We start from the raw sequence: 26631 nt of genomic DNA on the forward strand, positions 1-26631 counted from the left end.
CCCAAACAAGCGCAAGGAGTGATTGAGAATGCTGTTGGATAAGAATAAGTCCGTACTGATCGTGATCGATGTGCAGGCCAAGCTGCTGCCTGGCGTACACGAACAGCAACGGCTCGTGGACAACTGCAAGTGGTTGACCCGGCTGGCCCAGCTGATGGAAGTGCCGGTGATTGGCTCTGAACAATACCCTCAGGGGCTGGGCCACACCGAAGAGAGCCTGCGTGAACTCGTTGGTGCCGAGCAGCTCTTCGGTAAAGCCCATTTTGCCTGCATCGATGACCCTGAATTCGGCAGCGCCTTCCGTGATTTGGACCGCAAGCAGGCGATCCTCTGCGGCATGGAATCCCAGGCCTGCGTGATGCAGTCTGCCCTGCGCCTGCTCGAAGAAGGCTACGAGGTGTTCGTGGTCGCCGATTCCATCTCTGCGCGCAACCCGTTCGATACCGAGATTGCCCTGCGTCGCATGGAGAAGGAAGGGGTTAAGTTGATCACACGGGAAATGGTCGGCTTTGAGTGGATGCGCCGCTCCGACGTAACCCAATTCAAGGCGTTCAGCATGGAGTTTCTGCGCTGATTGATGATGCCCACTGCCCCGGCACTCGTCCGCCGGGGCCAGACCCTCTCCCCATGCCGCTTGCCTGTGTTGTATCCTGCCCAGCACACCCAGAGCAGGGAATGCAGATGAAACCCTTAACGCCTGAACAGGGCCGCTCCGCCCTGAGCGACGACGCCGAGCGCAACCGACTGCTTGCCGAAATGGCCGAACAGTCCACCGACATGATTTCACGCCATACGCCCGGCGACTGGCGCTTCATCTATGCCTCCCCCGCCGTAACGCACCTGCTGGGCTTTACAGTGGAAGAGATTGTCGGCATGTCCGCCTACGACCTTTACCACCCGGACGACGTGGAGGACTTTCAGGACCGTGCGCCCAGCGTCACCTACGACCGTGGTCTGTACACCCATACCTACCGGTTCCGCTGCAAGGACGGTCACTACACCTGGCTGGAAAGTACCAGTCGCACCCTGCGCGATCCCGAGACCCACGAGATCAAGGAGATCCTCGTGGTGTCGCGTGATGCCTCACACCGTATCAAGGCCGACAAGGCCAACAGACGACTGGCACGGGTGCTGGAGAGCACTCAGGATCTGGTGATCTTTTCCGACCTGGACCTGCAGATCACACACCTCAACGAGGCAGCTCGACGCTGTCTTGCGCTGGAACATACCGACTACACCCGGCTGTCTTTACAGGAGCTAATGGCACAAAAAGGCTTCAAGACCCTGCTGGCCGATGGCCTGCCCACCGCCAAGGAACAGGGCAGCTGGCGTAGCGAGCTGAACCTGCAGAGCCGCGAGGGCAACCCTATTCCGGTGATGCTCGAACTGCTGGTGCACCGCTCATTGCACGGCGATATTGAATACCTGTCACTGGTGGCCCGTGATCTGAGCGAAAAGAAAGCCGCCGAAGCACAGATGAAGCATTATCAGGCTGAGATCGACCACGCCAGCCGCCTGATCACCATGGGTGAACTGGCCTCCAGCCTGGCCCACGAACTCAACCAGCCGCTGCTGGCGATGGTCAGCTTCCTGCGCGGTATCGAGCGCCGCTTCGCCAGCGCAGAATCGCTGCGCTGGCAGGATATCGAAACGCCCATCACCCGCAGCATCAGCACTGCCCTGCGCGCCGGCGAAATTGTTCACCGGATGATGGATTTCACCCGCAAACAGGAACCCCAGGTTACCGAGCTGGATATTGCGCGCCTGGTTAATGGCATCTGCGAGTTCTGCGAGTCCACCGCCGAGCGTCACAACGTCCGCATCCTCTGCCAGCTGGACGATAACCTGCCCGCCGTGCGCGGCGACCAGATCCAGCTGGAACAGGTGCTGCTGAACCTGCTGGTCAACGCGCTTGAAGCCAGCGACACCGAGGCCGAACATGAACTCAAGACCGTCAGCGTCGGCGTCCGCCCCGAAGGCGATCAGCTGCTGATCACAGTGGACGATGAAGGACCCGGCATTCCCGAGCAGGATTTGCCGCAGATCTTCGAGCGCTTCTATTCAACCAAGCGCACGGGGCTTGGCATGGGACTGGCCATCAGTCGCTCTTTGGTGGAGAATCTGGGCGGCGAGTTATGGGCGGAAAACCTGCCACAATCCGGCAGCCGCTTCTCATTCACCGTGAACACAGTTAACTGAGTACGCATGACCTCTGAACAAGACGCTCAAAAGGTATTCGTCATCGACGATGACGCCGATGTCCGTGACTCCCTGAAATGGCTGCTGGAGTCTGTTGGGCTGAGCGTAGACACCTTCGAGAATGCGCTGGAGTTCATCGAGCACAACCCGGGCAACACCAGCGGCTGCATCGTAATGGATGTCCGCATGCCGGGCCTCAGCGGCATCAATGCTCAGAAGAAATTTGCCGATTTGGCGATAGACCTGCCGATCATCATGATCTCGGCGCATGGCAACGTCGACATGGCCGTCACAGCCCTGACTCAGGGCGCTCTCACCTTCATCGAAAAACCGTTCGACGACCAGATACTGATCGACCACGTGCACAATGCGCTGGAAAAAGACCGCATCCGTATGGCCCGCCAGAGTGCCCAGTCCCGCATGCAAGAGCGCTATGACAGCCTGACGCGACGGGAAAAGCAGGTGATGGGGTTGATCGTCAAAGGGCTGTCCAACCAGGAAGCCGCTGACGAACTGGGCATCAACCGCAAAACAGTGGAAGGCCACCGTGCCCATATGATGGCCAAGATGAAGGTCGATTCTTTAGCCGAACTGGTCCAGATAGCCATTGCACTGGGGCTGGTGGAAACGGTGGAAGATCAAGGCTGAGACCAGAAAGAACAGCTTCCCAGCCTCCTTCTGGCCACACAGTTCCCTGCTGTTAACGCGCCGTAAAACCACCATCCACGGTCACTTCGGACCCGGTCATGAAGCGCGAGGCATCCGACGCCGGGAAGGCAATTACATCCCCCAACTCATCCGGCTGGCCGAAGCGGCCCACCGGAACTTGTCCGAGGGTTCTAGCTGTGTAGGGTTCGATAATCTCAGCAGGAGCTGCAGCAGCCGCCCCCACCACCATCGGCGTTTCGATGAACCCCGGATGCAAAGAGTTAACCCGCACCCCATTGTTTCGGGTGGCGCAGTCCAGGGCTATCGACTTGGTCATCGTTCGCACAGCACCTTTGGAAGCCGAATAAGCCACCATTAGCTGATCGGACACGATGCCAAAAATGGAGCTGACGTTGATAACCGAACCGCCACCGCTGCGCTCCATTAATGGAATGCCGTACTTGCACCCCAGGAAGACGCCGTTCACATTGACCGCCATCACCCGGTTGAAACGGTTCAGCGAGGTTGACTCCAGCGTACCGCCTTCGCCGATTCCCGCGTTATTGACCAACACATCCAGTCGGCCCTGATCGCGCTCAACCGTTTCGATGGCTGCTTTCCAGTTTTCTTCACAAGTGACATCCAGCTCAACCGCGGAGGCAGACAACTGCTGAGAGTGCAGTTTATCCACCGCCGCCTGAGCGGCATCGGTCTGAACATCCGCCAGCACCACATGAAGCCCCGCCTTCGCCAAGGCTTCTGCCGCTGCCAAGCCAATGCCCGATGCACCACCCGTAATCAACGCTACTTTCTGTGTCATGGAATATACCCTCCTATCCCAGAGCCATGCCGCCATCAACGCTCATACCAACACCGGTAATGAACTCCGCTTCGTCAGAACACAGATAGGCCGCAGCCTTGGCCACATCGGCCGGAGTACCCGTACGCTTGAGAGGCGTGCGCGCAATCACATATTCCTGCAGCGCCTGTGCATCCGGGAACACGCCCATGGTGAGCAGGTCCTGCCCCAGCTTGTCCTGCATACCGGTATCGATAATGCCCGGATAGAGACAGTTCACACGCACCCCAGCGCCCAAAGCGCCAGCCTCTACAGCGGCCACTTTAGTCAGCTTATCGACGGCTGATTTTGTTGCCCCATAGGGGCCAAAGCCAACACTAGCGATCAGGTGCGCCATGGAAGACAGGTTAAGAATCGCCCCGCCCTTGCCGCCGTTGGCCACACTCATTTGCTTCATGCCGTGTTTGAGACCGAGGAAAACCCCGCCCACGTTCACGTCCATGAGCTTGCGGAAGTCTTCCAGTTCACACTCGGTGATGAAGGCAGTGACTTCGATACCGGCGTTGTTAATCAGGATATCGGCCTTGCCGAAGATCGCTTCACACTGCTCGAAGACAGCAGGCCAGCCGGCCTCGTCGCTCACATTGTGATGCATAAAGGCCGCATTGCTGCCAATCTCTTTGGCCGTTGCTTCTCCCGCTTCGTCAGCAATATCGGTCAGAAAGACCTTGGCGCCTCGGTGCTCAAAGTCCCGCGCTATTTCGGCACCGATGCCATTGGCAGCACCGGTGATGATGGCAACTTTGCCTTGCAGGTTATTCGGCATCGCTGAAACCTGCCTTGGCCATGGGTTTGATGTAACGCGGTATCGGACGCCCCTGTGCCTTGCAGCATTCGAGGATCACATGCTCAATCCAGCCCGCATCCATCACATTGACGAACTCGCCTTCCTCGGTGAAGTTCACGTTCGAGCCCTGAACCACCATGAACCCGTCAGAAGGTTCAGTCGCATCCTCAGGCACCATAAAGGTGTGGATAGAACCGCCCGGCTCATACAGGTAGCTGTTCGCTTTCAGCACATCTTCAGGGTATTCCGCATAGTTCCAGACACCGCTGAGCTGGTAGAAATGGACAGTCCCGGTATGGAAATGCATCGGCAAACGCGTACCGGGGGCAAATTGCACGCGCAGAATCCAGTAGCCATTTTCAGAATCGAGAAACAGGGGCCAAACCTTCAGCCCGGGCAGAACAGCACCCACATCAACCGGATCGATATCATCGGTGTGGACGCAAAGCAGACGGTGTTGTTCATTGATCGGAGCAGGCAGAGTCATGGTGAAAACCTCTTTATTGTTATGGTGAGTGACTTGCTGTGTCTGATCACTCTACGACCAACCAACGACCCATTTCTTGATCTTTTACGAATTAGACTTTACAAATCACGAAAACAAAAAGATCAGGAATGCCATGTATCTGGCCAAAAGCTACAGCATCACCGGCTATCAGCGGCTGGTCACCGAGCTGGGCTATAACCCCGTTGCATTGATGAAATCCGAAGGTTTTGTGCCAGCGCAGTTCAACGGCGCGGATCTTTTCGTCTCCTACAGCAAGCTGGCGGAACTGCTTGAACGCACCGCACTGGAGTGCCAGCAACCACTGTTCGGCCTGTTACTGACACAGCACCAGCCACTGGAGGCTATCGGCCCCCTGCCTCTGTTTGCCGCCCAGGCAGAAACCATTGGCGAAGCACTGAATAAGGTCAGCAGTGCTCTCTACCTTCAGGCTTCCGGCGTGCATGTAAGGCAGATTCCGGTTGGGGATAACACTCAGGTGTTGATGGATTTTGATATCTCCACACCTCTGGGCATTACACAAATAAAGCTGCTCAGCCTTGGGCACCTGTGCAACTTTGTCGCCGAGATTACGGGACTGTCCCGCTATAATTTTGATATCTCGATTTCGGCCCCGGCACCCTATCAAAAGGATTATCGTCAAAGCGACTACAGGCAGGTCCATTTCGATCAGCACTTCTGCGGGATCACCCTGAGCACCCGGCTGCTGACCCAGCAAAACCGACAGTACGCCTCGGCCATTTCCAGCTCGATCAAACGCCACGTCGAATTTCTGCGTGACCAGTTCCCTACCAGCCTAGAAGAACAGGTACGCCAGGTCGCCAGCGCCCTGCTCGCCAGCGGCGACTGCAGCCTGGAACTGGTCGCCTCATCTCTGGACCTTCATCCCCGCATGCTGCAACTCAAACTCAAGGAACAGGACGTCAGCTATTCACAGATCATGCGCGAGATCCGCCAGACGCTGGCGGAAGATCACCTTAGAAGGAAAAGCATGAGTGTGACCGACCTGGCCCTGAACCTCGGCTACGCGGATGCCTCAGTATTCAGCACCAAGTTCAAGCAATGGACGGGGTTGTCGCCTAAGCAGTGGCAGAAGAAAGTGGGATCGTCCTGAAAGCACCTCAGGTGTGATTTTCTGGCTTTGTTACAGCCTTCGCCAAAAGCACGGTGGCAAAACTGTCTCAAATGGCTATCATCGGGTATAGGTGAGCACGTTCGTGCAGGATTTTCACCGTTGTTCAAGGGAAGCCCAGAGGAAGGTATGAACGCTAAATAAAAGGCTTCCAGACTATTTCTAAATGATCCCCCACCAGGCATAGAATTATCGTTATCATGAAAACTCTCTATCAAGAAGCCTTAATTAGTGCTATAGAAAAAGAAAATCACACTGAGAAACTTACATATCTCACTTCATTATTACGATCATTATTGCAAACTGTATCCGTTTCAATATTTGAGATCACAAAAGATCAAACACCAAGCGACGAAGTAAGTTTATTCGACTTAACAAACAGATTCACAAAGCCATCAGATGGGCTTCCTGTAGAAGCTATAGAAACTCTTACTCCACTAATAAGAGGATATGCTTATAAAGATTTTTTACCGGGTTGGTTCGAAAAGACAAAAGATGTTGAATACCCTATTTCTAAAAGGTTAATAGAATGGGTACAGTTTAGGAACAAAAAACAAGGTCATGGTGTTATTGACTCAGAAACATCAGAGCTATGGTCCTCAAAAACAGAATCAATTATAAGAGATTGCCTGACAGTTTTTTCAGATGTAATTCCAAAAATTCATGATAATGGAGAGCTATACCTACCAAAGTCACTGAACAGGTTAAGTATAAAAACCCCTTTAATATACGAAAATCAACCTATCGTAATTAACCAAGTATCAGCCAGAAAAGGAATCTGGAGAATAAGTGGCCAGACACTTTCTTGGACGAAGTCAAATGATTTCACTACAACACTACCCGAAGAAAACATATTCAACAACCAAAGCATAAAAGAGCATGGCGGTTATGAACTATCAGAAATAGTTTCCAACAATAAAGATTATTCTTTCTTTCATAACATCCCTGTGAGACAGACTGATACTTTCGAGGGTCGAAAAGATGAAATAAGTAAATTGGTCGAATGGTTTGATGATGAAGACTCTAGGTATTGTTTAGTGTATGGCGATGGAGGTTATGGGAAAACAACACTCGTTTTGGAAATGCTAAATCAATTTTTAGAAAGTCAATATGATTTTAATGAGCCTCTACCAACAGTTATTAGCTACCATACAGCTAAAATTACTAGATGGACCGAAGAGGGGTTAAAGCATTTTACTAGCATTACACCGGCTGTCGATGAGTGCATAAGAGAACTAATGAGATGCTTTGATCCTGTTTTATCAAAAGATTGGTATAGTATTTCAGGAAGACAGTTAATCGACAAATCAATTGGTGTACTACGAGAAAATAAGTTAAATCGAAATGATATATTATTAGTTATTGATAATACTGAAACACTAGCAACCAGCCAGCAAGAGGTTAAAGATCTAGGTGCTTTTTTTAAGACTGTCGGGAAGTCTATAGGTAGAATCATTATTACTTCTAGAAGACGGGAGTTCATAGAAGCAACTCCTATCTTAATCGAAGGTCTGACCGAAGCAGAAGGTGTAAGCCTTATGCAGCGACTTGCCAACGATTATGGAGCCGTTCCTATTCAGCAAGCAGGTGAGGCTACGCTAAGAAAAGTTTCAAAAAAGCTAATGAACAAGCCGATTCTACTCGAAGCCTTGGTTAAATATATTAGCCGATCAAATTTGGGTATAGATTCAGCAATTGAAAACGTATTTAAAAAATCGAATGAAGATTTATTAGATTTTTTGTATGATGATGCTTGGGCTAGGATGAACCAATTTCAAAAAGAGGTTTTCTTAGTTCTAGTAAACTTATCAAGCCCATTGGATCAATCGACCATAAGTCGAGCATGCCAAGAAATCGGAATACAGCATACAGAGTTTCAATCGGCTCTTGAAGAAACTCATTTTTCAGTTCTAACAGATTACGGTAGAAGTTACTTCATTGAACTGGTTGATCTAGCAGGTAGATTTTTCCTTCAGCAATTCAGTAAACTCGATGATCTTTGTAAAAACAGATTGAGAAATATCGCACACTCAGTAGATTTGTATGCCACCGAACGCGAGCGAATAGAAAGAGAATACAGAACAGACAGAGTTGCAGAGGCATTTAGAAGTGAATATGCAAAAGCAGCAAAAGTGCATGCTGATAAGGGTGAGATTGACGAAGCAATTGAAATGTACGAATTAGCAGTCGAGGATGATCCAGTAAACTCATCACTGCATGATAGGTTCTCATGGCTTCTTTTAAATAGAAAAAGAGATTTTAATTACGCAAAAGAGATATCTAAAAAAGCCATAGAGCTTGATGATAACAATTGTGATGCTATTGTAGGATTAGCTCTTGTTCACTATCGCTTAGGTGAATTAAATGAGGGTGATACTCTCATTGAAATGGCCAAAAGCAAGGGAAGGCCCCTATCATTTTGCTTACTAAGGAAAGCTATAGCCAGGTTCTACAAAAGTAGAGAAGAAACTAATATAAACAAGAAATTAGAAATATTAGAGGAAGCGTTTGATCTTCTTGAAAAAGCAGAAAAATCTAACTCAAGAAGTAATGGATATGATGAGAAAAATCATCGAGACATTATAAAGTACAAAGATCTAACACGAAGGCAAATTACAAACTGGCGCACAAAGAAAACAAAATCACAAAAAATAATTGATAATCTATAAATAAAAACACTTTCTTTACTGTAAAATATTTTTAATTAATATATTCCATCAGGGCAACGCCTCAAAGTAGGCGTTGTTCTGGCGGGTATCCCCATACAACACGGCTCCCACCAGCTCTTCATCCCTTAACCACAGCTGCAGTAGTCCTCCACCTCCGAATCGTGCTACTCCACCACGCAGGCGTCCTGTGCATCGATTTCACCAGGGGAAAACAACGAGATCCCGCTGACCTTGAGCTGGGTGGTCACAGGCAGTTCGGCATTCGATAGTTTTTTCCTCGCAACACCTTGGCCTGACGCCAGGCCAGCGTGCTCAGACCGCAGGTGTTGCCCTCGAACTGACAGCATTCACTGAAAACAAAGACATCAGCCGAACTGGTTCATAGTTCTGCCTTTATCAACACAAGCTCCCAAGACAGTATTTTTTTACTGATTGAAACAGGTACACTGTATATCTATCATGTACTCAGTACACGGACGTATGATGATTACATTCATAGAACTGGCTGGTTTCAGCAAGCATCGCAAGGAACTGCTCACTGATGAGAGTTTTCGGCAGATGCAGGAAGCACTGATTGTGAACCCGGAAGCGGGTAGTAGGATTGAAGGCACAGGTGGCTTCAGAAAACTGCGCTGGGCATTGCCGGGCAAGGGGAAAAGCGGTGGTGTCAGGGTCATCTACTACAGTCTTGTGCCCTCGACCGGTCGATTGTACCTGGCGCTGATTTATCCGAAGAGCGAGCGAGATAACCTTACCAGTGCTCAGAAAGCACAACTCAAGGCTTTGACTGACAAGCTGAAGTAGCGGAGATAACCATGAAAGACGAACTGTTTGCCGACCTTTTGGCCAGTACCGAAGAGATGGTTGCCATTGAGAATGGAGACCAGACTCCAGCGGGCTCTGCCGTTCACCACTTCGATACACTGGATGTCAGGAAAATCCGTGAGGCGTCTGGCAAGAACCGTCAGGAGTTTGCCGAGATTATTGGCGCCAGCCTGGAGTCAGTGAAAAGCTGGGAAACCAAACGTCGCAACCCTGCAGGCCCTACCAAGAAGCTTCTGGCCCTGATCGAGGCCGACCCCAAGAAAGCAATTCAGATCCTTGAACAGGTAAGCTGAGCAGAGGCCTATGCTTCTGCTCTCTCTGCCAGCAGCTGCTCAAAGTAGCCGTTGCCCTGGCGGGTATCGCCATACAACACAGCCCCTACCAGCTTTTCGTCCCTTAGCCACAGCTTGCGATAGTCCCCCACTTCCGGGTCGTGGTACTCCACCACGCTCGCGTTCGGTGCATCGATCTCCCCACAGGAGAACAACGAGATCCCGCTAACCTTGAGCTGGGTCGCCACCGGCTGTTCGACATACAGATCGCTTTCCCCGCTCAGCACTTGCGCAAGTACCCTGGCCTGCCGCCATATAGGTGCGACCAGACCGTAGGTGTTGTCTTCGAACTGGCAGCATTCACCGATGGCGAAGATATCCACAGCGCTGGTGCGCAGTTCGGCATCTACCCTGATGGCACGGTCGCAGTCGAGCTCGGCAGCTCGGGCCAGAGAGGTTTCGGGGGTGACACCGGCTGCAACCACCGCTAAATCAGCAGGCAAAGCGGTGCCATCCTTCAGAATAACTTGCGTAACCTGCCCGGCTTCGTTGCCCTGCAAGCACTCGACACCGGCGTTGGTAATGATTTCCAGCCCACGTCCTTCCAGAGTTTGCTGCAGCATACCCGCTGCATGGCGGTCGAGCTGGCGGTTGAGCAGGTAATCGCTGCGCTGGAGCACGCGAGTGCACATGCCCAGTTTGCGCAGGCCTTCGGCCGCTTCCAGCCCAAGCAGGCCGCCGCCGATTACCACGGCGTTGCCACCTTTAGCCGCGGCTTCACGCATGACCTCCACATCCTGCCAGGTACGAAATCCCATTACGCCGTTCAGGTCGATACCCGGCAACGGCGGCAGACTGGAGTTGGAACCGGTGGCCAGTACCAGCTGGTCGTAGTAGATGCATTTGCCGCTGCCGGTATAGAGACGATGACGTTCGGGTTCCAGTGCCATGACCGGGTCATCACACAGCAGTTCTATGCCCTGCTCCTCGTACCAGTCGGTGCTGTGCAATTCCAGCGCCTGGTCTTCGATTTCGCCGGCCAGCAGAGGCGACAGCAGTACCCGGTTATAGGCAGGCCGGGGCTCACGGCCAATCATCAGGATACGGCCCTCGAAACCGCCACCCTGCTTCAGCTCCTGCACCAGCCGCGCCGCTGCCATGCCGTTGCCGACGATTACCAGTTCTGCATGCATTTGCTAGCCTCCGGCTACTCGGCTCAGGCCTGTTTGCGGGATTTGGACTCACTGGCAGCCGAGCCCTTGGGGCGTCGACTCTCCAACGGTTCCACCTTGCGCTGCTTCTCGTACAGGAAGCGCAGCACCTGATGGCGGTAGTGGTTGTACTCGGCATCATCGGCCAGGGCGATCCGGTCACGCGGACGTGCCAGATCTACCTTGAGGATCTCGCCCACCGTTGCAGCCGGGCCGTTGGTCATCATCACGATGCGGTCGGACAGCAGTACCGCCTCATCCACGTCGTGGGTGATCATGATCACGGTGTTGTTGAGCTCGTTCTGGATCTCCATCAGTGAGTCCTGCAGGTGGGCGCGGGTCAGTGCATCCAGCGCACCAAAGGGCTCATCCATCAGCAGCACGGTGGGCTCCATCGCCAGCGCTCGGGCGATACCCACACGCTGCTTCATGCCACCGGAGATTTCATCCGGGCGCTTGTGTATGGCGTGGGTCATGTGCACCAGTTCCAGGTTGTGCTCTATCCACTCCTTCATTTCCGCTTTGCTCTTTTTGCCCTTGAACACCTGGCGCACGGCCAGTTCCACGTTCTCGTAGGCGGTCAGCCAGGGCAGCAGCGAGTGGTTCTGGAACACCACGGCACGCTCAGGGCCGGGTTCGTTCACTTCACGACCGTCCAGTACCACACCACCGGTGGTGGCCTGATGCAGGCCCGCGACGATGTTCAGTACGGTGGACTTGCCGCAGCCGGAGTGGCCGATCAGGGAGACGAACTCGCCCCGCTGGATCTTCAGGTTAACCCCGTCCAGCGCCTTGAAGGCCCCTTTCGGTGTCGGAAACTCGATGGAAACGTCTGTTAATTCAAGATGTGCAGCCATGGTAGTCATACCTCTTCAGGCTTTTGAAAAGCGTTATCGAGGCCGCTAGCGCAAGGAAACAATCGGCGAGATGAGGGAGTTTATGGTCTATAAATGACCGATTTGAGCCGATTTTTGACGCCGCGCTAGCAACGCAGATAGCTTTTCAACGAGTAATTGCGTTTTTATCCCAGGAAACGGCACGCTGAATCAGCAGCATGATGCGGTCCAGCAGGAAGCCGATCAGGCCGATCACCAGTACGGCGACCATGATGCGGCCAAGGGAGTCGGAGCTGCCGTTCTGGAACTCGTCCCAGACGAACTTGCCCAGCCCCGGGTTCTGCGCCAGCATCTCGGCGGCGATCAGTACCATCCAGGCGATGCCCAGTGACAGGCGCAGGCCGGTGAAGATCATCGGCACCGACGATGGCAGTACGATGCGTACCACGTGAGTAAGCCAGTTAAGGCGCAGCACTTTGCTCACGTTCTGCAGGTCCGGGCTGATGGCGGACACACCCACGGCGGTGTTGATCAGCGTCGGCCAGAGGCAGCACAGGGATACGGTAAACAGCGAGGTCAGAAATGACTTGGCGAACAGTGGGTCATCACTGACATAGGCGGCACTGACCACCATGGTCACCAGCGGCAGCCAGGCCAGCGGCGACACCGGTTTGAATAGCTGGATGATCGGGTTCAATGCGCTATACAGGGCTGAATTCAGACCGATGCAAATGCCCAGCGGAATGGCGATCAACGCTGCGATGGCAAAGCCGGCCAACACCGTCACCAGGCTGGTGCCGATCTGATCAAAGAAGGTCGGTTTACCGGTGTAATCACGGATTTTAGGTACGTAGTCCGGGTCTTTGGCGACACGGTCGGCGTTACGCTTTTCCTGTCGTTCGTAGAAAGCGGCTTCACGATCACGCTCGCGATTGTGCTCAGAAACCAGTGCTCCCGCCTGTTCGTAGACCTGGGTCGGCCCCGGGAACTGGCCCAGCGAGGTGTCGATCTGCTTGGCGCCCACCTGCCAGATAAACAGGAAGACCAGCAGGCCGATCAATGGCAGGCCGAGGGTCTGGGTGGTGCGTTTCAACCAGCTGGCGAAGGTGTCGTTGGCTTTAACTCCGGCGATGCCGGACATGCCTGATAGTGTCATACGAATGCTGCTCATGGTGTGCTCTCCTTCGGCGGGGCTCCGGCCAGCGCCGGAGCCCGCAGCCATCAGATTTGGTCAGCGCCTTTCAGGCCGATGTCGAACTTCTGCAGATACTCGTTCGGCTTGGTACCGTCATAGGTCACACCGTCGATAAACTGGGTCTGCGGTGCCTTGAAGCCGTCTTCGCTGGCAAAGTCCGGGAAGTCGCTGGCAGCCATCTTGCCTTCTGCAATCAACTCCTCGGCGGCAATACGGTACACATCCGGGCGGTATACTTTCTTGGCCACATCCATGTACCAGCTGTCAGGCTTCTGCTCGGAAATCTGGCCCCAGCGGCGCATCTGGGTTAGGTACCAGATGGCGTCGGAGTAGTAGGGGTAAGTGGCGTGATGACGGAAGAAGACGTTGAAGTCAGGCACTTCGCGCTTGTCGCCCTTCTCGTACTCAAAGGTACCGGTCATGGAGTTGGCGATAACCTCGGCATCGGCCCCCACATATTCAGGACGCGACAGGATATCCACCGCTTCCGGACGGTTGGCGTTATTGTTTTCATCCAGCCATTTGGCGGCACGGATCATCGCCTTGACCACACGAATATGCGTGTTGGGGTACTGATCCGCCCAGGCTTTGGACACACCGAACACCTTTTCCGGGTTGTCCTTCCAGATCTCGTAGTCGGTGATTACCGGCACGCCGATGCCCTTGAACACTGCCTGCTGGTTCCAGGGTTCACCCACGCAGTAGCCATAGATGGTGCCCGCTTCCAGTGTGGCCGGCATCTGCGGCGGCGGGGTTACCGACAGCAGCGCATCGGCCTGCTGCTGACCGCTGGTATCGCCCTTGTGCGGCGCGTAATAGCCCGGATGGATGCCACCGGCAGCAAGCCAGTAGCGCAGTTCATAGTTGTGGGTGGAAACCGGGAACACCATGCCCATGTTGAACGGTTTGCCTTCGGCACGGTACTTGTCCACCACCGGCTTGAGATAGTCGGCCTTGATCGGGTGTACCGGCTTGCCGTCTTCACCGACAGGAATGTGTTCCTTCATCTGCTCCCAGATATCGTTGGAAACGGTGATGCCGTTACCGTTCAAGTCCATGCTGAACGCGGTGACGATGTGTGCTTCAGTACCGTAGCCGATAGTGGCACCCAAGGGCTGGCCGGCCAGCATGTGTGCACCGTCCAACTGGCCGTCAATCACTCGGTCCAGAAGCACTTTCCAGTTGGCCTGGGCTTCCAGCTGTACGTACAGGCCTTCATCCTCGAAGTACTGTTTCTCGTAGGCGATCGCCAGCGGCGCCATGTCGGTGAGCTTGATGAAGCCGAATTTCAGCTCCTCCTTTTCCGGATAGCCCACTTCAGCCTGTACAGCTGTCTGGGCAGTCAGTGTGGTGACGGCGATGGATGCCGCCAGCAGCAGTCGCTTGAATGATCCCGGTTGTTTCAGCATGGTCTCGCTCTCCAAATACAAAAAGCCAAATGCAAAAAGGGCGCCGCCCCATCGTGCGGAGATCAAATCTCCGTTGATGGAACGGCGCCCTTGCCGTCAGTGTAAAAACTGATATGTGATGGCACCGCCTGAGCAGTACCGATTTGCCAGTGATAAAGCAGGTGACGTGCCAACATCTGAAAAACCTGAAAAATCAGCATGTTTTGCCGCTTTTCCCTTTTCGGCTCCTGCCCAGGCCGGTAGATACCGCACTGCAAAAAGGCAGAGCGCCCCAAAATCGAGCACACTTTCTCTTTACGCTTCTGGCTCGCTGGTGCAAACCAATGACTTAGTCCTGTAAACACACCCCCTGCTGCTGGCACCGCTTTTGCAGTACAAATACCAATGACAAAAAACAACATCGGCAACGACGCCCGGTACTCCCTCTTTATACAAGGATGGGGAGACCGGGCGTTTTTGTTTGTGCGTTTGAACTGGAGTGCTCCATGGCGACCCTGAAGAACCAGACCACCTGCCCCTACTGTGGCGTCGGTTGCGGCGTAAACACCACTCATGATGGCCAGCGCATCATCGCGGTCAGCGGCGATGAAGATCATCCAGCCAATCAGGGCAGGCTATGCGTAAAAGGCAGCGCGCTTCATGAAACCACCGCGATGGAAGGCCGGCTGCTCAAGCCGCGGGTGGATGGGCGTGAGCACAGCTGGAATACGACGCTGGACACCCTGGCCACACGTCTGGAAGGGATCATCGCGGCGCACGGCCCCGAGTCGGTAGCCATGTACCTGTCCGGCCAGTTATTAACCGAAGACTATTATGTCGCCAACAAGCTGATGAAGGGCTTTATCGGCTCGGCACACGTGGATACCAATTCACGGCTGTGCATGTCGTCCACCGTCGTGGGCTACAAGCGCGCCTTCGGTGGCGATCTCCAGCCCTGCAGCTATGGGGACATCGACCATGCCGAGCTGATGGTGCTGGTCGGTTCCAACGCCGCCTGGAACCACCCCATCCTGTATCAGCGTATGGTCGCCGCCAAAAACGCCAATCCTGATATCAAGGTCGTGTTGATCGACCCTCGCCGAACAGCCACGGCCGATCTGGCTGATCTGCATCTGGCATTGAAGCCCGGCACTGATGCACTGATCTTTAACGCCATTCTGGCCGCACTGGCAGAGCGCAATGCCCTGGATGCTGAATACATCGATGCCCATACGGAAGGCTTTGATGCTGCCTTGAGTGCCGCCCAGACGAGCGCTGGCGACCTGGCTGAGGTTGCACGCAAGGCGGATGTGCCTCTGGCCGACCTGGAGCAGCTGGTGGACTGGTTCTGCACCACTGAGCGAACACTTACTTTCTTCTCACAGGGCATCAACCAGTCCAGCAGCGGCACCGATAAGGTCAACAGCATCATCAACTGCCACCTGGCCACTGGCCGACTGGGGCGCCCCGGCATGGGCCCCTTCTCGCTGACCGGCCAACCCAACGCCATGGGAGGCCGTGAGGTGGGCGGACTGGCCAACCAGCTGGCTGCACACATGGATTTCAGCCAATCCGCATTTGTTGAGCGCGTCGGCCGGTTCTGGCAGGCGCCGAATATGGCCACCCGTGAAGGCTACAAGGCGGTGGATCTGTTCGAGGCTATCGAGCGTGGCGAGATCAAGGCTGTCTGGATCATGGCCACCAACCCGCTGGTTAGCCTGCCCGACGCCAACCGCGTTCGCCGCGCACTGGAGAAGTGCGAACTGGTCATCGTATCCGAATGCATGGCGAACACCGACACGCTGGAACTGGCCGATATCGTCTTGCCCGCCAGCGGCTGGAGCGAGAAGAACGGCACCGTTACCAATTCCGAGCGCCGTATTTCGCGCCAGCGTGGCCTGGTGCCTCCCCCTGGAGATGCACAGCACGACTGGTGGATCATTTGCGAGCTGGCCAAACGAATGGGCTACCGGGAGGCCTTTGATTACGCCTCCCCCGCCGCGATATTCCGAGAACATGCGCGCCTGTCCGGCTTCGAGAACAACCGTACCCGTGGTTTCGATATCAGCGGCATGGCAGAACTCAGTGACCTTGCCTATGACAGTCTCAAGCCGATCCAGTGGCCCGTAAACGAGCAGGCCCCCGAAGGTACGCCTCGGCTGTTTGCCGACGGCCACTTTTTCACCCCAAACAACAGGGCACGACTGTTACCTGTCACACCTCAGGCGCCCAAACAACAGCCCAGCAGTGAGTACCCACTGATCGTCAACTCCGGCCGTATCCGCGACCAGTGGCACACCATGACCCGAACCGGTCGTGCCGCCCGCCTGTTGCAGCACCACGCCGAGCCCTTTATTGAAATTCACCCGGACGATGCGCGTCGGTTCCAGGTAGAACACCTGCAACTGGCCGAACTGCAAAATGAGCTGGGCCGTTACCGGGGCCGTATCCGCATCACCGACCAGCAGCGCCCGGGCGAAGTATTTATCCCCATGCACTGGACCCGCCAATTCACTCAAACCGGTATCAGCGGCAGCCTGTTCGCCCCCGAAGTCGACCCCTTTTCCGGCCAGCCCGAATCCAAGCAGGGACGCGCAACCCTTAAGCCTCTTCACATGTGCTGGGAAGCCCGACTGCTGGTCCGTGAGGAGCGCAGCATTGAGGATCACTGGTGGACACGGGTTCCCCTCAACCACTGCACCAGCTATCGACTGGCCGACACCGAAGCGGTGGAGAACTGGCGGGACTGGTGTGAATCCCACCTGGGTGCCCCCAGTCTTTGGCTGGACGATCAAGCCCATCAGCGCTTTCGTGCCGCCGGAATTCAAAACAATCGTCTAGACTGGATATTACTGGTTGAACCCAATGCTGAATTGCCTGACTTGGCGTGGCTGGATACCTGCTTCGATGTGGAAGTCGATCTGGATACCCGGCGCCAGCTGCTGGATGCAAAAGCCCCCGGCGAGCAAGCCACAGGGGCTGTAATCTGCAGCTGTTTTCAGGTACGCGAGCCGGACATCATTAGCGCCATTATCGAGGGTGCGGATTCAGCTCAGGCGCTGGGTGAGCAGCTCAAGTGCGGAACCAACTGCGGCTCCTGTGTGCCGGAGTTGAAGGAACTGGTCAAAGTGCATCACGTGGAGAAGAGTGCATGATTACAGGTCTGGTCCTCTCGGGAGGTCGTGGCGAACGTGTGGATGGTGCCGACAAGGGGTTGATGCTCCATGAGGGGCTTCCGCGCGTGCAATATTCCATCGAAGCCCTGCGGCCTCACTGTGACCAGCTCTATCTGAACTGCAATCGTAACCACGACCAATACGAGCGGTTCGGACTGCCGCTGCTCAGCGAACCCGAACCGGACTTTCCAGGTGCCCTCGTGGCTCTGTCTCAGCTGCTTCCGGAGCTGCCGGGCGATCAGTTTCTGATCCTGCCCTGCGATACGCCGGGCATTCGCGCCGATCATATCAACCTGCTGCTTGAAGCCGCTGAGCAATACCCTGAGCACTGGATCTACTTCATCTCGGCAGGACGTGAGCACCCACTTCACGCCCTGATCCCGGAACCGCTCGTGCCACAGCTTGTGCGCCGTGTGGCTGCCGGCGAACGCCAGATGATTCGTGTGCTGCAACAGGTGAAGTCGGTCGGTATCAAGTTACGCCAGGATGTTCTGCTTAACCTGAACACCTGAGCCGACCGTTTCCCTGCCTGTTGATATAGCCCCTTTCTCTTGTCCTCAATTCCGGTCTCTCGGAATGCTGCTGACATCGTGACCGGAACATAACTTGACGTCGTCAAGTTGATGCTATAACTTGAACTCAACTTGACACTGTAAAGATCATTCCAACAATAAACGAATAACGGCTTACTTTGCCCTGAGAGGTTCTTCCATGACCGCACATCGCTACCCGAATCTTTTGGCACCCCTGGACCTGGGATTTACCACGCTGAAAAACCGCGTCCTGATGGGGTCCATGCATACCAATCTTGAAGAGATTCCTCAGGGCTTTGAAAAGCTGGCCAGCTTCTATGCCGCCCGTGCAGCCGGCGGTGTAGGCCTGATCGTAACCGGTGGTATTTCCCCCAACGCTGCGGGTGTTGTATTCCATGGCGCAGCGCAAATGGATGATGCCAAGGAAGTGCCACACCACCGCATCATCACGGAGGCCGTGCATGCTGCAGGTGGCAAGATCTGTATGCAGCTGCTGCACGCCGGTCGCTACGCCATGACACCCGCGTCAGTCGCGCCTTCCGCTATCCAGTCACCCATCACCCGCTTCTGTCCGAAAGAGCTGACCGATGCAGAAGTCGAGCAGCAGATCGAAGATTACGTAACCGCTGCAGCGCTGGCGAAAGAAGCCGGCTACGACGGCGTTGAAGTCATGGGCTCCGAGGGATACCTGATTAACCAGTTCCTGGTCCAGCGTACCAACAAGCGTACCGACCGCTGGGGCGGCAGCTACGAAAACCGTATGCGTTTCCCCACCGAAATCGTGCGCCGCGTGCGTGAGCGTGTGGGCGAAGAGTTCATCATCATCTACCGCCTGTCGATGCTCGACCTGGTCGAAGATGGCAGCACCTGGGATGAGGTACTGACGCTGGCCAAGGCGATTGAGCAGGCCGGCGTCACCATCATCAACACTGGTATCGGCTGGCACGAGGCACGTGTCCCGACCATCGCCTCCAGCGTACCCCGTGCCGCTTTTGCCGGCGTCACCGCCAAAATCCGCACCGAACTCAAGGTACCGGTGATCACCTGTAACCGCATCAACACGCCGGAAGTGGGTGAACAGATTGTTGCCTCCGGTCAGGCCGACATGATCTCCATGGCACGCCCCTTCCTGGCCGACCCGGACTTTGTGAATAAATCCGCCGAGGGACGTGGTGATGAAATCAACACCTGTATCGGCTGTAACCAGGGCTGTCTGGACCATGTATTCGAAGGCAAGCTGACCACCTGTCTAGTCAACCCGGTTGCCTGCCGAGAATCTGAGCCGGGCGTGGAGCCGGCAAGCAGCGGCCGCCGTATTGCCGTCGTAGGTGCAGGCCCCGCTGGCATGATGGTCGCGGCAGTAGCTGCGGAACGTGGTCATCAGGTCACCCTGTTTGAATCCCGCACTACGCTGGGTGGCGAGTTCGAACTGGCCGCCCGCATCCCGGGCAAGGAAGAGTTCTACGAAACCCTGCGTTACTACGAGAAACGTTTCGAGAATGCTGGCGTAGAAGTCCGTCTGGGGCAGACTGTTAATAAAGACCAGCTGCTGGAAGCCGGTTTTGACGATGTGGTTGTGGCCACTGGTGTGCGCCCCTGGACGCCGCCGATTCCGGGCATCGAAAATGCCCAGTACCTGGATTACCTGGACGTTCTTGAGCACGGCAAACCGGTTGGCAAACGCGTTGCCATTATCGGTGCCGGCCCCATCGGCTTTGATGTTGCGGAATTCCTCACCGAATCTGATGAACATGTGCATCAGGGTAAGGATGGCTTCATGGCCGAATGGGGTGTGGATCAGAACTTTGAAGTACGCGGCGGCCTGGTGGCTCCCCAGCCCATGCCATCCGTTGATCGCGAAATCCACCTGCTGGAAGTCCGTGATATCAAAGTAGGCGCCGAGCTGAGCAAAACCACTGGCTGGATTCACCGTGAAGTGCTGAAGAAGCGCAACGTTAAAATGCTGGGTGGCGTGACCTTCAATCAGGTCGAGAGCAACCGCATCAGCCTTGAACACCGTGACGAACAGCATGTACTCGATGTGGATACCGTGATTGTCTGTGCCGGCCAGCGCCCGCGAGCCGACCTGGCTGAAGAGCTGGAAGGTGCTGGCATCAACGTCCACCGTGTGGGAGCGGCTCGCGAAGCCCGCGGCATGGATGCCAAGATCGCCTTTGCCGAGGCGCTGGAACTGGCCAAAGCTCTGTAAACCGCATCAACCACGAATACCCAAGGGGAGCCTGCCAGAGGCTCCCCTTTTTGGTTACACGGGTCTTATTACTCAAAACCATGCTCTTTCAGGCCACACTATTTCCCATTCACACCCGCTGCTTTTGCCGCTGTGCGTAACTTTCGTTTTCTCGCCCCGAATTTATCTGCATGCGTCCTATCGGCCACCCAAACGACCGTCTGATTTGTCAGATCCAGCAGCTTCGTGTATCAGTCTTCCAGCATCGTCTTTCTTCAATAATGCAGCACCAATGTCTGGATAACACCGGACAGCAAGACACGCACAAGCCCAACAAGGAGTGGATTGATATATGGCACGTGAGATTCTGGTTCTGGGCGCTGGCATGGTCGGCGTTTCTGTAGCCTGGCATCTGCAGCAAAGAGGTCATCAGGTTACGCTGGTTGATCGTCGCCAGCCGGGGCGCGAAACATCTTTTGGCAATGCAGGCCTGATTCAGCGTGAAGCCGTCTATCCCTACGCTTTTCCTCGTGATCTGAAAACACTGTTGCGCGTGCTGCCCAACCGGGAAACAGACATCCGTTATCGACTGGGCGGCCTTATGCACACAGCCGGCCCTCTGCTCCAATACTGGCATCATTCAGCGCCTGGACGTTATTCCGGCGTAGTGCCCAGTTACGCTGCTCTGGTGGAGCAGTCGCTGGACACCCATGCTGAGATGATCCAGGCCGCTGGAGCCGAACATCTGATCCGCGAAACGGGATACATCGATGTATTTCGTACCGCCAGTGCCTTTAAGCGCGAGCTTAAACAGGCAGAGAAAGCCGCTCGCGAATTCGGTATTGAAACCCGAATGCTCGATGCCGATGCGCTGGCACGTGAACAGCCCGGCATTCATATCAACACCCCAGGTGCCATTCACTGGACCCAGCCCTGGGGCGCAGTATCACCGGGCGATCTGGTTGCCGCCTATGCCCGAGCGTTCCGGGGCAGTGGCGGGCGGTTGGTAGAAGCTGAACTGCAATCACTCAACCCGCAGGGTTCGGGCTGGCGAGCACTGGTACAAGGCGAAACGTTGGAGGCTGAACAGGTTGTCATGGCCATGGGGCCCTGGTCTGCGGACTGGCTAACCAACCTGGGGATTTCCATTCCCTTGATCATCAAGCGTGGTTATCACATGCACTTCGCCGGAGCGGAAGGGGCAAGCCAAAACGGGACCGGGCTCAAACACTGGATCATCGATTCAGAGAACGGCTACCTGCTTGCGCCCATGCAGGCGGGTATCCGGCTCACCTCCGGTGCCGAGTTGACCCGACACCAGGCTCCGCCACGCTATGAACAGCTGAATGACGCCGAAGCCAAGGCAAGAACCTTTTTCTCACTGGGCGAGCGTATCGACGCCCAACCCTGGATGGGCAGCCGCCCCTGCTTGCCGGATATGAAACCCATCATTGGCCCCTCCCGCAAACACCCCGGGCTCTGGTTGGCCTGCGGCCATGGCCATCAGGGCTTCACGCTGGGCCCTGTGACCGGAAAGCTGATCAGTCAGATGATGGATGGGGAAAGACCCGAAATCGATATGACCCCTTATCGGGTTGAGCGCTTCTAACCCCCTTCCCCGAACACTCTGGACTTATTCTCTCGGCCTTGAAACGCACTGTTTTAGGTCGAGAGATCAAACAGCCTTCGCTTATTGCACCCTTTTGTATCCCTTGCCGAAATCTTCTCCTCAAGCCCCGTGCATTTGCAGGGTATTGCCCACGCATTAAAGCGGCTAGTCTGAGATAAAGGTCACGCCCCCACAGAAGAAAAACATAATCGAGGCCAGCCCAATGCCAACCCACACCCGTATCGACGATGCCGAGTTGTTGAGTCAGTTCAGCCATACATTGCTGGAGATTTACCGCCTGGCCCGCGAGGAACCGCTGGAGCGTTTTCTGCAAACAATGCTGGAATGTATCCAGTCCCTCATCCCTTTCCAGTCGGCCTGGTGGGGACGCGGCACACCCTCTTCTGACGAGCCCGAGCTTCTGCAAAGCTTCTTTTTGCTGGGGTTACCGCCAGACTACTTTGAAGACTGGAAAAGCATTCGCAAACAGGATGACACGGTAGAACGGGTATTCAAGGAACCCGGCAAACCTGTCGTGCTGACCATGGACCAGCCTGATATCTCGGAAGGCCTCAAGTGGCTGGCACATAAATACGCATTTTCAGAACTGATGTGCACCATTTCCCGCGACGACATTACCGGCTTCATCAATCACCTGAGCCTCTATCGTGGCAGTGATGACCCGGCCTTTTCTGCGATGGAACTGACCTTGATGCAGTCACTGATGCCGCACTTGTTATCAGCGGCATCTATTAACCAGATCCGAAACGTCCATGCAGTCATGGAATCCAAAACCGAAAACCCCATGTCGCTGGCCGTCTCGGATGCAAACGGAGTACTGCAAAGTTCGGAGCCTGGACTGGTCGACCTATTGCTGACCGAGTGGCCTGACTGGCGCGGCCCTCAACTCCCGTTTGCGCCAACCCTTGATGGCTATCACGGCCAGGCACTGGCCATTGATTGCCAGGCACGTGGCCAGAACTTCCTGTTGATAGCACGCCCGCTATACCCGATTGAACAACTGTCAGCACGGGAGCAGGATGTCGCCGTCCGCTTTGGCCAGGGCCGCACCTACAAGGAAATTGCCCGCGAAATCGGCATCTCCCCCAATACCGTTCGCTACTACCTGCGCTCCATCTATATGAAGCTGGGCATCAACAGCAAAGCCGACATTAGCCGCCTGTTACACGACCTGCCCAACAGCAAACCCATATAAACCGCTAACCCAACCCGCAACACCCCACCCTGTTTTTTAACTATCAGAGCTGATCTGAGGCCCCCACTCGCCCTGATAACAACCCGGGAAAACAACAATGAAAACAAAACGAGACTTGCTGAAAAACAGCCTGATCGGTGCCACTCTGGCGGCAACCCTGCCTTTGAGCACGGGCGTACAGGCCGCCGATACCAACGCCAAGGATTTTTACAGTGCGCCATCAGGCACTCAACTTGGCGTCCTGTACCTGCCCAACACCCAAGCCAGCCAGTACGACTCCGAAACGGGAACCTTCAAGGATGCCGAACTGAATGTGCAGGCGGTGGCCTATCGTCACATCTGGTTTACCGACATCTGCGGCACCCTGTGTACACCTCAGGTCATCCTGTCCGGAGCTCGCGTCAAGGCGAAGCTTCCCGGCGCAACCCAAAGCATGAGTGACTCCGGCCTGGGCGATGCCCAGATCGGCGGCACCCTGTTCCTGCTCAATAACCCCGAGCAGCGTGAGTACAGCGGTTTGTTGTCACTGCTGACGGTGCCCATCGGTGACTACGACGGTCATGCAGCAGATGTATCCGCCGGCGCCAACCGTTGGGGCGCCACCTTCCTGCTCAACTACACCCGCGGTGTCAGCGACAAATGGACGCTGGAAGGCTCTCTGGAAGCCCAGCTGTACGGCAACAACGACGATTACTACGGACAAACCCAGTCACAGGACCCGCTTTACCGCCTCCAGGCCTTTGCGTCCTACGATTTCACCCCCTCCACCTATGGCGCTTTGCGTCTTTATCACGCCCAGGGCGGTGAGCTGGAGATCGGTGGCACCAGAATCGATAACTCACGCCAGGAATATACCCAGGTGGGATTTGAAGTCGGTCACTGGCTCGATGTTCGCAATCAGGTGATGTTCACCTATGCGGACAACGTCGACTCTGAAAACACCTTCGACAGCAGCCAGTTCATGCTGCGATTCGCCCACGTCTACTAGGAGGCTCTGAGATGACAAGCGTTCATACCTCCACCGACAATCGCAAGACCATTCTGGCGCTGACCCTGATAGCAGCAGTCGCCCCGGCACTGCTGATGATGGCTCCCGTAGTGGCCGGACAGCTGGGTGCCGAATTACAGCTGGGTCCGGCTGCCATCGGCTCGCTGTTTACTGCTGAATTAGGCGCCATGAGTCTCGCCAGCCTACCCGCCTGTTATTGGCTTTCCCGCGTTAACTGGCGTCTGGCCGGCACACTGGCTGCATCGGTCTTCATTGTAGCGAATCTAGGCTCGATGCTGGCCGACTCGGCTTCCACTTTGATTCCGCTGCGTGTGCTCAGTGGCCTGGGTGGCGGCTCCCTGATGATTCTGTGTATGGGCACCGCATCCATGCTGCCCAAATCTGACCGCATCTATGGTTTCTGGGTGATGGGACAGCTGGTACTCGGAGCCCTTGGCCTGACCCTGCTGCCCAGCCTGTTTGCCCACTATGGAATTGCTGTCTTCTTTGCCGTGCTCGCGGTACTGATGCTGCTGTGCCTGCCGCTGATCCGCTATCTGCCTGCCAACAAGCAGCAGAGTACTGACACGGCAAAAGCGGACACAACAGCGCGCCTGTCCCTGCCTGCGCTTGTGGGTCTGCTTGCAGTCCTGCTGTTCTATATCAGCCTGAATGGCGTCTGGACATTCCTTGGGGCCTTGGCAGAAAGCATCAATATCGACGCACAAGTGAGTGGCAATGTGCTGGCAATGGCCTCGCTGCTGGGCATAGCTGGCGCCCTCAGCGCCACGCTTCTGGGTGGTCGCAAGCGCTTTCGTTTGCTGCTGGTTGGCGGTTATGCCGTGATGATCGCCGGCATTCTGCTGTTGACCGGCTCGCCGGACGAAACGCGCTTCACTCTGGCGGCACTGGGCTTCAAATATGCCTGGACCTTCGCCCTGCCCTTCATTTTGGCCAGCCTCGCCAGCATCGACCGCAATGGACAGCTGATGAGCCTGGTCAATCTGGTGATTGGCGGCGGCCTGGCTCTGGGCCCTCTCATCGCCGGCCGCATGATTGAAGAATTTCACGGATTTCAGGCCGTGTTACTGGGTTCGGCCCTGCTGGCCTTCCTGTCCCTTGTACTGATTCTGCTGTTGCAAAGTAAAACCGAACAAACCCTTGGAGAACCTGAACATGTCTAACACAGCCTTTCTGTTTGATGAGCACTGCTTCTGGCACTCAGCCGGCAGCCATGTGGAAATTCTGCCCGTCGGTGGCTGGATTCAGCCGCCTTCTGCAGCGGGTCATGCCGAATCACCGGAAACCAAGCGGCGCCTGAAAAACCTGCTGGATGTGTCAGGCCTGAGCCAGTCGCTGCAGGTCTCCAGTGCCCCCGTTGCTACTCAGGAGGATCTGCTGCGCGTCCATCCCCAGACTTACCTGGAACGATTCAAGGCATTGAGCGACAACGGCGGCGGCCCTTTTGGTGACAACGCCCCTGTTGGCCCCGGCACCTTCGAAATCGCCCTCAAGTCGGCGGGACTGGTCTGTGCTGCCGTCGAAAAAGTGATGCGAGGCGAAGCCGATAACGCTTATGCCCTGTCCCGCCCGCCGGGCCATCACTGCCTGCCGGACCAGGCCATGGGCTTCTGCTTTCTGGCCAATATCCCGGTGGCCATTGAGCGCGCCAAGGCGATGTTCAACCTGGAGCGTGTTGCTGTCATCGACTGGGATGTCCACCACGGCAACGGCACTCAGGCGGTCTACTATGATCGCCCGGATGTGCTGAGTATCTCCATCCACCAGGAAGGTTGTTTCCCGCCGGGCTATTCGGGTGCCGAAGACCGCGGTGAAGGGGCTGGCGAAGGCTGTAACCTGAATATCCCGCTCCTGCCGGGCAGCGGCCATGAGGCTTACATGCATGCCTTTGACGAACTGGTTGCACCGGCTTTGCGCCAGTACAAACCTCAGCTGATCATAGTGGCCTGCGGCTACGACGCCAACGGTATTGACCCGCTTGCACGTATGCTGGCCCACAGCGACACCTTCCGCCAGATGACTGAAAAGACCAAAGCCCTGGCCGAGGAGTTGTGTGATGGACGCCTGGTGCTGGCCCACGAAGGCGGCTACTCCGAAGGCTATGTTCCCTTCTGTGGCCTGGCGGCCATTGAAGCCCTCTCCGGGGTTCGTACAGAAGTGGAAGACCCGCTGCTGGACTTCATCAAGCTGCAGCAGCCCAAGGGTGTTCAACCCGAGTTGCAATTCAGCTTGCTGGAGGAACAGGCGAAATATCTGGGCTTTAAAGACTGAGGGTGAGCACCTTCCCCCCGGCTAATTGACGCAGTCGGTAGGAAACTACTACCGAGTTTCATTTCGTTCGTCAGGTTGGATAAAACCTCAACCTGACGAACGA

Annotated in this window: 23 protein-coding genes; 15 read left to right on the forward strand and 8 right to left on the reverse strand. The window is 55.5% G+C overall.

All coding sequences use genetic code 11. The annotated features are described in order from the left end of the window. The first annotated feature begins 28 nt into the window (after positions 1–28). The 3 genes from BW956_RS02370 to BW956_RS02380 all read left to right on the forward strand — a co-directional run bounded on the left by BW956_RS02370 (position 29) and on the right by BW956_RS02380 (position 2847). Positions 29–574 (forward strand): hydrolase, encoded by a 546-nt coding sequence (locus BW956_RS02370; RefSeq protein WP_076460498.1) that lies wholly within the window; start codon positions 29–31, stop codon positions 572–574. Between the two features lie 107 nt (positions 575–681). Then, a complete protein-coding gene (locus BW956_RS02375; RefSeq protein ID WP_244894311.1) occupies positions 682–2199 on the forward strand; it encodes a PAS domain-containing sensor histidine kinase in 1518 nt (505 codons plus the stop codon). Positions 2200–2205: 6 nt separating this feature from the next. Next, entirely contained in the window at positions 2206–2847 is a 642-nt protein-coding gene (locus tag BW956_RS02380) for a response regulator transcription factor (RefSeq protein WP_076460502.1), read from the forward strand. A gap of 52 nt (positions 2848–2899) precedes the next feature. On the opposite strand, the gene BW956_RS02385 is transcribed toward BW956_RS02380, so the two are convergent. Genes BW956_RS02385 through BW956_RS02395 form a run of 3 tightly spaced genes read right to left on the reverse strand, consistent with a single transcriptional unit; the run spans position 2900 to position 4980 of the window. Further along, entirely contained in the window at positions 2900–3667 is a 768-nt protein-coding gene (locus BW956_RS02385; RefSeq protein ID WP_076460504.1) for a glucose 1-dehydrogenase, read from the reverse strand. 13 nt (positions 3668–3680) lie between these two features. Continuing rightward, positions 3681–4472 (reverse strand): SDR family NAD(P)-dependent oxidoreductase, encoded by a 792-nt coding sequence (locus BW956_RS02390; protein WP_076460506.1) that lies wholly within the window; start codon positions 4470–4472, stop codon positions 3681–3683. After that, positions 4462–4980 carry a 2,4'-dihydroxyacetophenone dioxygenase family protein gene (locus tag BW956_RS02395; protein ID WP_076460508.1) on the reverse strand — a complete coding sequence of 173 codons (519 nt, stop codon included), beginning with the start codon at positions 4978–4980 and terminating at the stop codon, positions 4462–4464. The genes BW956_RS02390 and BW956_RS02395 overlap by 11 nt, the downstream gene beginning before the upstream one ends. A 133-nt stretch (positions 4981–5113) precedes the next feature. Here BW956_RS02395 and BW956_RS02400 point away from each other — a divergent pair, with 133 nt between their 5' ends. From BW956_RS02400 to nadS, 4 genes are all read left to right on the forward strand, one after another. Continuing rightward, positions 5114–6112, forward strand: a complete 999-nt coding sequence (locus BW956_RS02400; RefSeq protein ID WP_076460510.1) for a helix-turn-helix transcriptional regulator — start codon at positions 5114–5116, stop codon at positions 6110–6112. Positions 6113–6330: 218 nt separating this feature from the next. Next, entirely contained in the window at positions 6331–8799 is a 2469-nt protein-coding gene (locus BW956_RS22170) for a tetratricopeptide repeat protein (RefSeq protein ID WP_139327107.1), read from the forward strand. A gap of 483 nt (positions 8800–9282) precedes the next feature. Further along, positions 9283–9603: a type II toxin-antitoxin system RelE/ParE family toxin gene (locus BW956_RS02410; RefSeq protein ID WP_076460514.1), complete on the forward strand. Its 321-nt coding sequence runs from the start codon at positions 9283–9285 to the stop codon at positions 9601–9603. Positions 9604–9614: 11 nt separating this feature from the next. Further along, positions 9615–9917 (forward strand): NadS family protein, encoded by a 303-nt coding sequence (gene nadS / locus BW956_RS02415; protein WP_076460516.1) that lies wholly within the window; start codon positions 9615–9617, stop codon positions 9915–9917. An 8-nt stretch (positions 9918–9925) separates the two neighbouring features. Here nadS and BW956_RS02420 read toward each other — a convergent pair whose 3' ends face one another. The 5 genes from BW956_RS02420 to BW956_RS22175 all read right to left on the reverse strand — a co-directional run bounded on the left by BW956_RS02420 (position 9926) and on the right by BW956_RS22175 (position 14948). Beyond that, complete coding sequence (locus tag BW956_RS02420; RefSeq protein WP_076460518.1) at positions 9926–11089, reverse strand: NAD(P)/FAD-dependent oxidoreductase; 1164 nt, start codon at positions 11087–11089, stop codon at positions 9926–9928. Between the two features lie 23 nt (positions 11090–11112). After that, positions 11113–11964 carry an ABC transporter ATP-binding protein gene (locus tag BW956_RS02425; RefSeq protein WP_083702901.1) on the reverse strand — a complete coding sequence of 284 codons (852 nt, stop codon included), beginning with the start codon at positions 11962–11964 and terminating at the stop codon, positions 11113–11115. A 145-nt stretch (positions 11965–12109) separates the two neighbouring features. Then, the gene (locus tag BW956_RS02430; protein ID WP_076460522.1) at positions 12110–13114 is read right to left on the reverse strand and encodes an ABC transporter permease; all 1005 of its coding nucleotides are present in this window, start codon (positions 13112–13114) and stop codon (positions 12110–12112) included. A gap of 50 nt (positions 13115–13164) precedes the next feature. Continuing rightward, complete coding sequence (locus BW956_RS02435) at positions 13165–14547, reverse strand: CmpA/NrtA family ABC transporter substrate-binding protein (protein WP_076461286.1); 1383 nt, start codon at positions 14545–14547, stop codon at positions 13165–13167. A gap of 62 nt (positions 14548–14609) precedes the next feature. Continuing rightward, a complete protein-coding gene (locus tag BW956_RS22175; RefSeq protein ID WP_139327108.1) occupies positions 14610–14948 on the reverse strand; it encodes a hypothetical protein in 339 nt (112 codons plus the stop codon). A gap of 84 nt (positions 14949–15032) precedes the next feature. Between BW956_RS22175 and BW956_RS02440 the strand changes: the two genes are divergently transcribed. From BW956_RS02440 to BW956_RS02475, 8 genes are all read left to right on the forward strand, one after another. Continuing rightward, on the forward strand, positions 15033–17681 hold the full coding sequence (locus BW956_RS02440; protein WP_076460524.1) for a nitrate reductase: 2649 nt from the start codon (positions 15033–15035) through the stop codon (positions 17679–17681). Then, positions 17678–18214: an NTP transferase domain-containing protein gene (locus BW956_RS02445; RefSeq protein WP_076460526.1), complete on the forward strand. Its 537-nt coding sequence runs from the start codon at positions 17678–17680 to the stop codon at positions 18212–18214. The genes BW956_RS02440 and BW956_RS02445 overlap by 4 nt, the downstream gene beginning before the upstream one ends. Before the next feature lie 199 nt (positions 18215–18413). After that, a complete protein-coding gene (locus BW956_RS02450) occupies positions 18414–20444 on the forward strand; it encodes an oxidoreductase (protein WP_076460528.1) in 2031 nt (676 codons plus the stop codon). A 331-nt stretch (positions 20445–20775) separates the two neighbouring features. Further along, entirely contained in the window at positions 20776–22032 is a 1257-nt protein-coding gene (locus tag BW956_RS02455; protein ID WP_076460530.1) for an NAD(P)/FAD-dependent oxidoreductase, read from the forward strand. Between the two features lie 223 nt (positions 22033–22255). Continuing rightward, positions 22256–23248 (forward strand): helix-turn-helix transcriptional regulator, encoded by a 993-nt coding sequence (locus BW956_RS02460; protein ID WP_010324140.1) that lies wholly within the window; start codon positions 22256–22258, stop codon positions 23246–23248. Between the two features lie 97 nt (positions 23249–23345). Then, positions 23346–24236: a transporter gene (locus tag BW956_RS02465; protein WP_076460532.1), complete on the forward strand. Its 891-nt coding sequence runs from the start codon at positions 23346–23348 to the stop codon at positions 24234–24236. An 11-nt stretch (positions 24237–24247) separates the two neighbouring features. Then, a complete protein-coding gene (locus BW956_RS02470; protein WP_076460533.1) occupies positions 24248–25420 on the forward strand; it encodes an MFS transporter in 1173 nt (390 codons plus the stop codon). Then, entirely contained in the window at positions 25413–26528 is a 1116-nt protein-coding gene (locus BW956_RS02475; protein ID WP_076460535.1) for a class II histone deacetylase, read from the forward strand. Before BW956_RS02470 ends, BW956_RS02475 begins: the two co-directional genes overlap by 8 nt. The last annotated feature ends 103 nt before the right edge of the window (positions 26529–26631 follow it).

The sequence above is a fragment of the Marinobacterium stanieri genome, from assembly GCF_900155945.1.
In the GTDB taxonomy this organism is placed as follows: Bacteria; Pseudomonadota; Gammaproteobacteria; order Pseudomonadales; family Balneatricaceae; genus Marinobacterium; species Marinobacterium stanieri.

Bases quoted from the DNA above. Each gene is read 5' to 3' on its own strand.
- BW956_RS02370 (WP_076460498.1), top strand. From the start codon at position 29: ATGCTGTTGGATAAGAATAAGTCCGTACTGATCGTGATCGATGTGCAG.
- BW956_RS02375 (WP_244894311.1), top strand. From the start codon at position 682: ATGAAACCCTTAACGCCTGAACAGGGCCGCTCCGCCCTGAGCGACGAC.
- BW956_RS02380 (WP_076460502.1), top strand. From the start codon at position 2,206: ATGACCTCTGAACAAGACGCTCAAAAGGTATTCGTCATCGACGATGAC.
- BW956_RS02385 (WP_076460504.1), bottom strand. From the start codon at position 3,667: ATGACACAGAAAGTAGCGTTGATTACGGGTGGTGCATCGGGCATTGGC.
- BW956_RS02390 (WP_076460506.1), bottom strand. From the start codon at position 4,472: ATGCCGAATAACCTGCAAGGCAAAGTTGCCATCATCACCGGTGCTGCC.
- BW956_RS02395 (WP_076460508.1), bottom strand. From the start codon at position 4,980: ATGACTCTGCCTGCTCCGATCAATGAACAACACCGTCTGCTTTGCGTC.
- BW956_RS02400 (WP_076460510.1), top strand. From the start codon at position 5,114: ATGTATCTGGCCAAAAGCTACAGCATCACCGGCTATCAGCGGCTGGTC.
- BW956_RS22170 (WP_139327107.1), top strand. From the start codon at position 6,331: ATGAAAACTCTCTATCAAGAAGCCTTAATTAGTGCTATAGAAAAAGAA.
- BW956_RS02410 (WP_076460514.1), top strand. From the start codon at position 9,283: ATGATTACATTCATAGAACTGGCTGGTTTCAGCAAGCATCGCAAGGAA.
- nadS (WP_076460516.1), top strand. From the start codon at position 9,615: ATGAAAGACGAACTGTTTGCCGACCTTTTGGCCAGTACCGAAGAGATG.
- BW956_RS02420 (WP_076460518.1), bottom strand. From the start codon at position 11,089: ATGCATGCAGAACTGGTAATCGTCGGCAACGGCATGGCAGCGGCGCGG.
- BW956_RS02425 (WP_083702901.1), bottom strand. From the start codon at position 11,964: ATGGCTGCACATCTTGAATTAACAGACGTTTCCATCGAGTTTCCGACA.
- BW956_RS02430 (WP_076460522.1), bottom strand. From the start codon at position 13,114: ATGAGCAGCATTCGTATGACACTATCAGGCATGTCCGGCATCGCCGGA.
- BW956_RS02435 (WP_076461286.1), bottom strand. From the start codon at position 14,547: ATGCTGAAACAACCGGGATCATTCAAGCGACTGCTGCTGGCGGCATCC.
- BW956_RS22175 (WP_139327108.1), bottom strand. From the start codon at position 14,948: ATGTTGTTTTTTGTCATTGGTATTTGTACTGCAAAAGCGGTGCCAGCA.
- BW956_RS02440 (WP_076460524.1), top strand. From the start codon at position 15,033: ATGGCGACCCTGAAGAACCAGACCACCTGCCCCTACTGTGGCGTCGGT.
- BW956_RS02445 (WP_076460526.1), top strand. From the start codon at position 17,678: ATGATTACAGGTCTGGTCCTCTCGGGAGGTCGTGGCGAACGTGTGGAT.
- BW956_RS02450 (WP_076460528.1), top strand. From the start codon at position 18,414: ATGACCGCACATCGCTACCCGAATCTTTTGGCACCCCTGGACCTGGGA.
- BW956_RS02455 (WP_076460530.1), top strand. From the start codon at position 20,776: ATGGCACGTGAGATTCTGGTTCTGGGCGCTGGCATGGTCGGCGTTTCT.
- BW956_RS02460 (WP_010324140.1), top strand. From the start codon at position 22,256: ATGCCAACCCACACCCGTATCGACGATGCCGAGTTGTTGAGTCAGTTC.
- BW956_RS02465 (WP_076460532.1), top strand. From the start codon at position 23,346: ATGAAAACAAAACGAGACTTGCTGAAAAACAGCCTGATCGGTGCCACT.
- BW956_RS02470 (WP_076460533.1), top strand. From the start codon at position 24,248: ATGACAAGCGTTCATACCTCCACCGACAATCGCAAGACCATTCTGGCG.
- BW956_RS02475 (WP_076460535.1), top strand. From the start codon at position 25,413: ATGTCTAACACAGCCTTTCTGTTTGATGAGCACTGCTTCTGGCACTCA.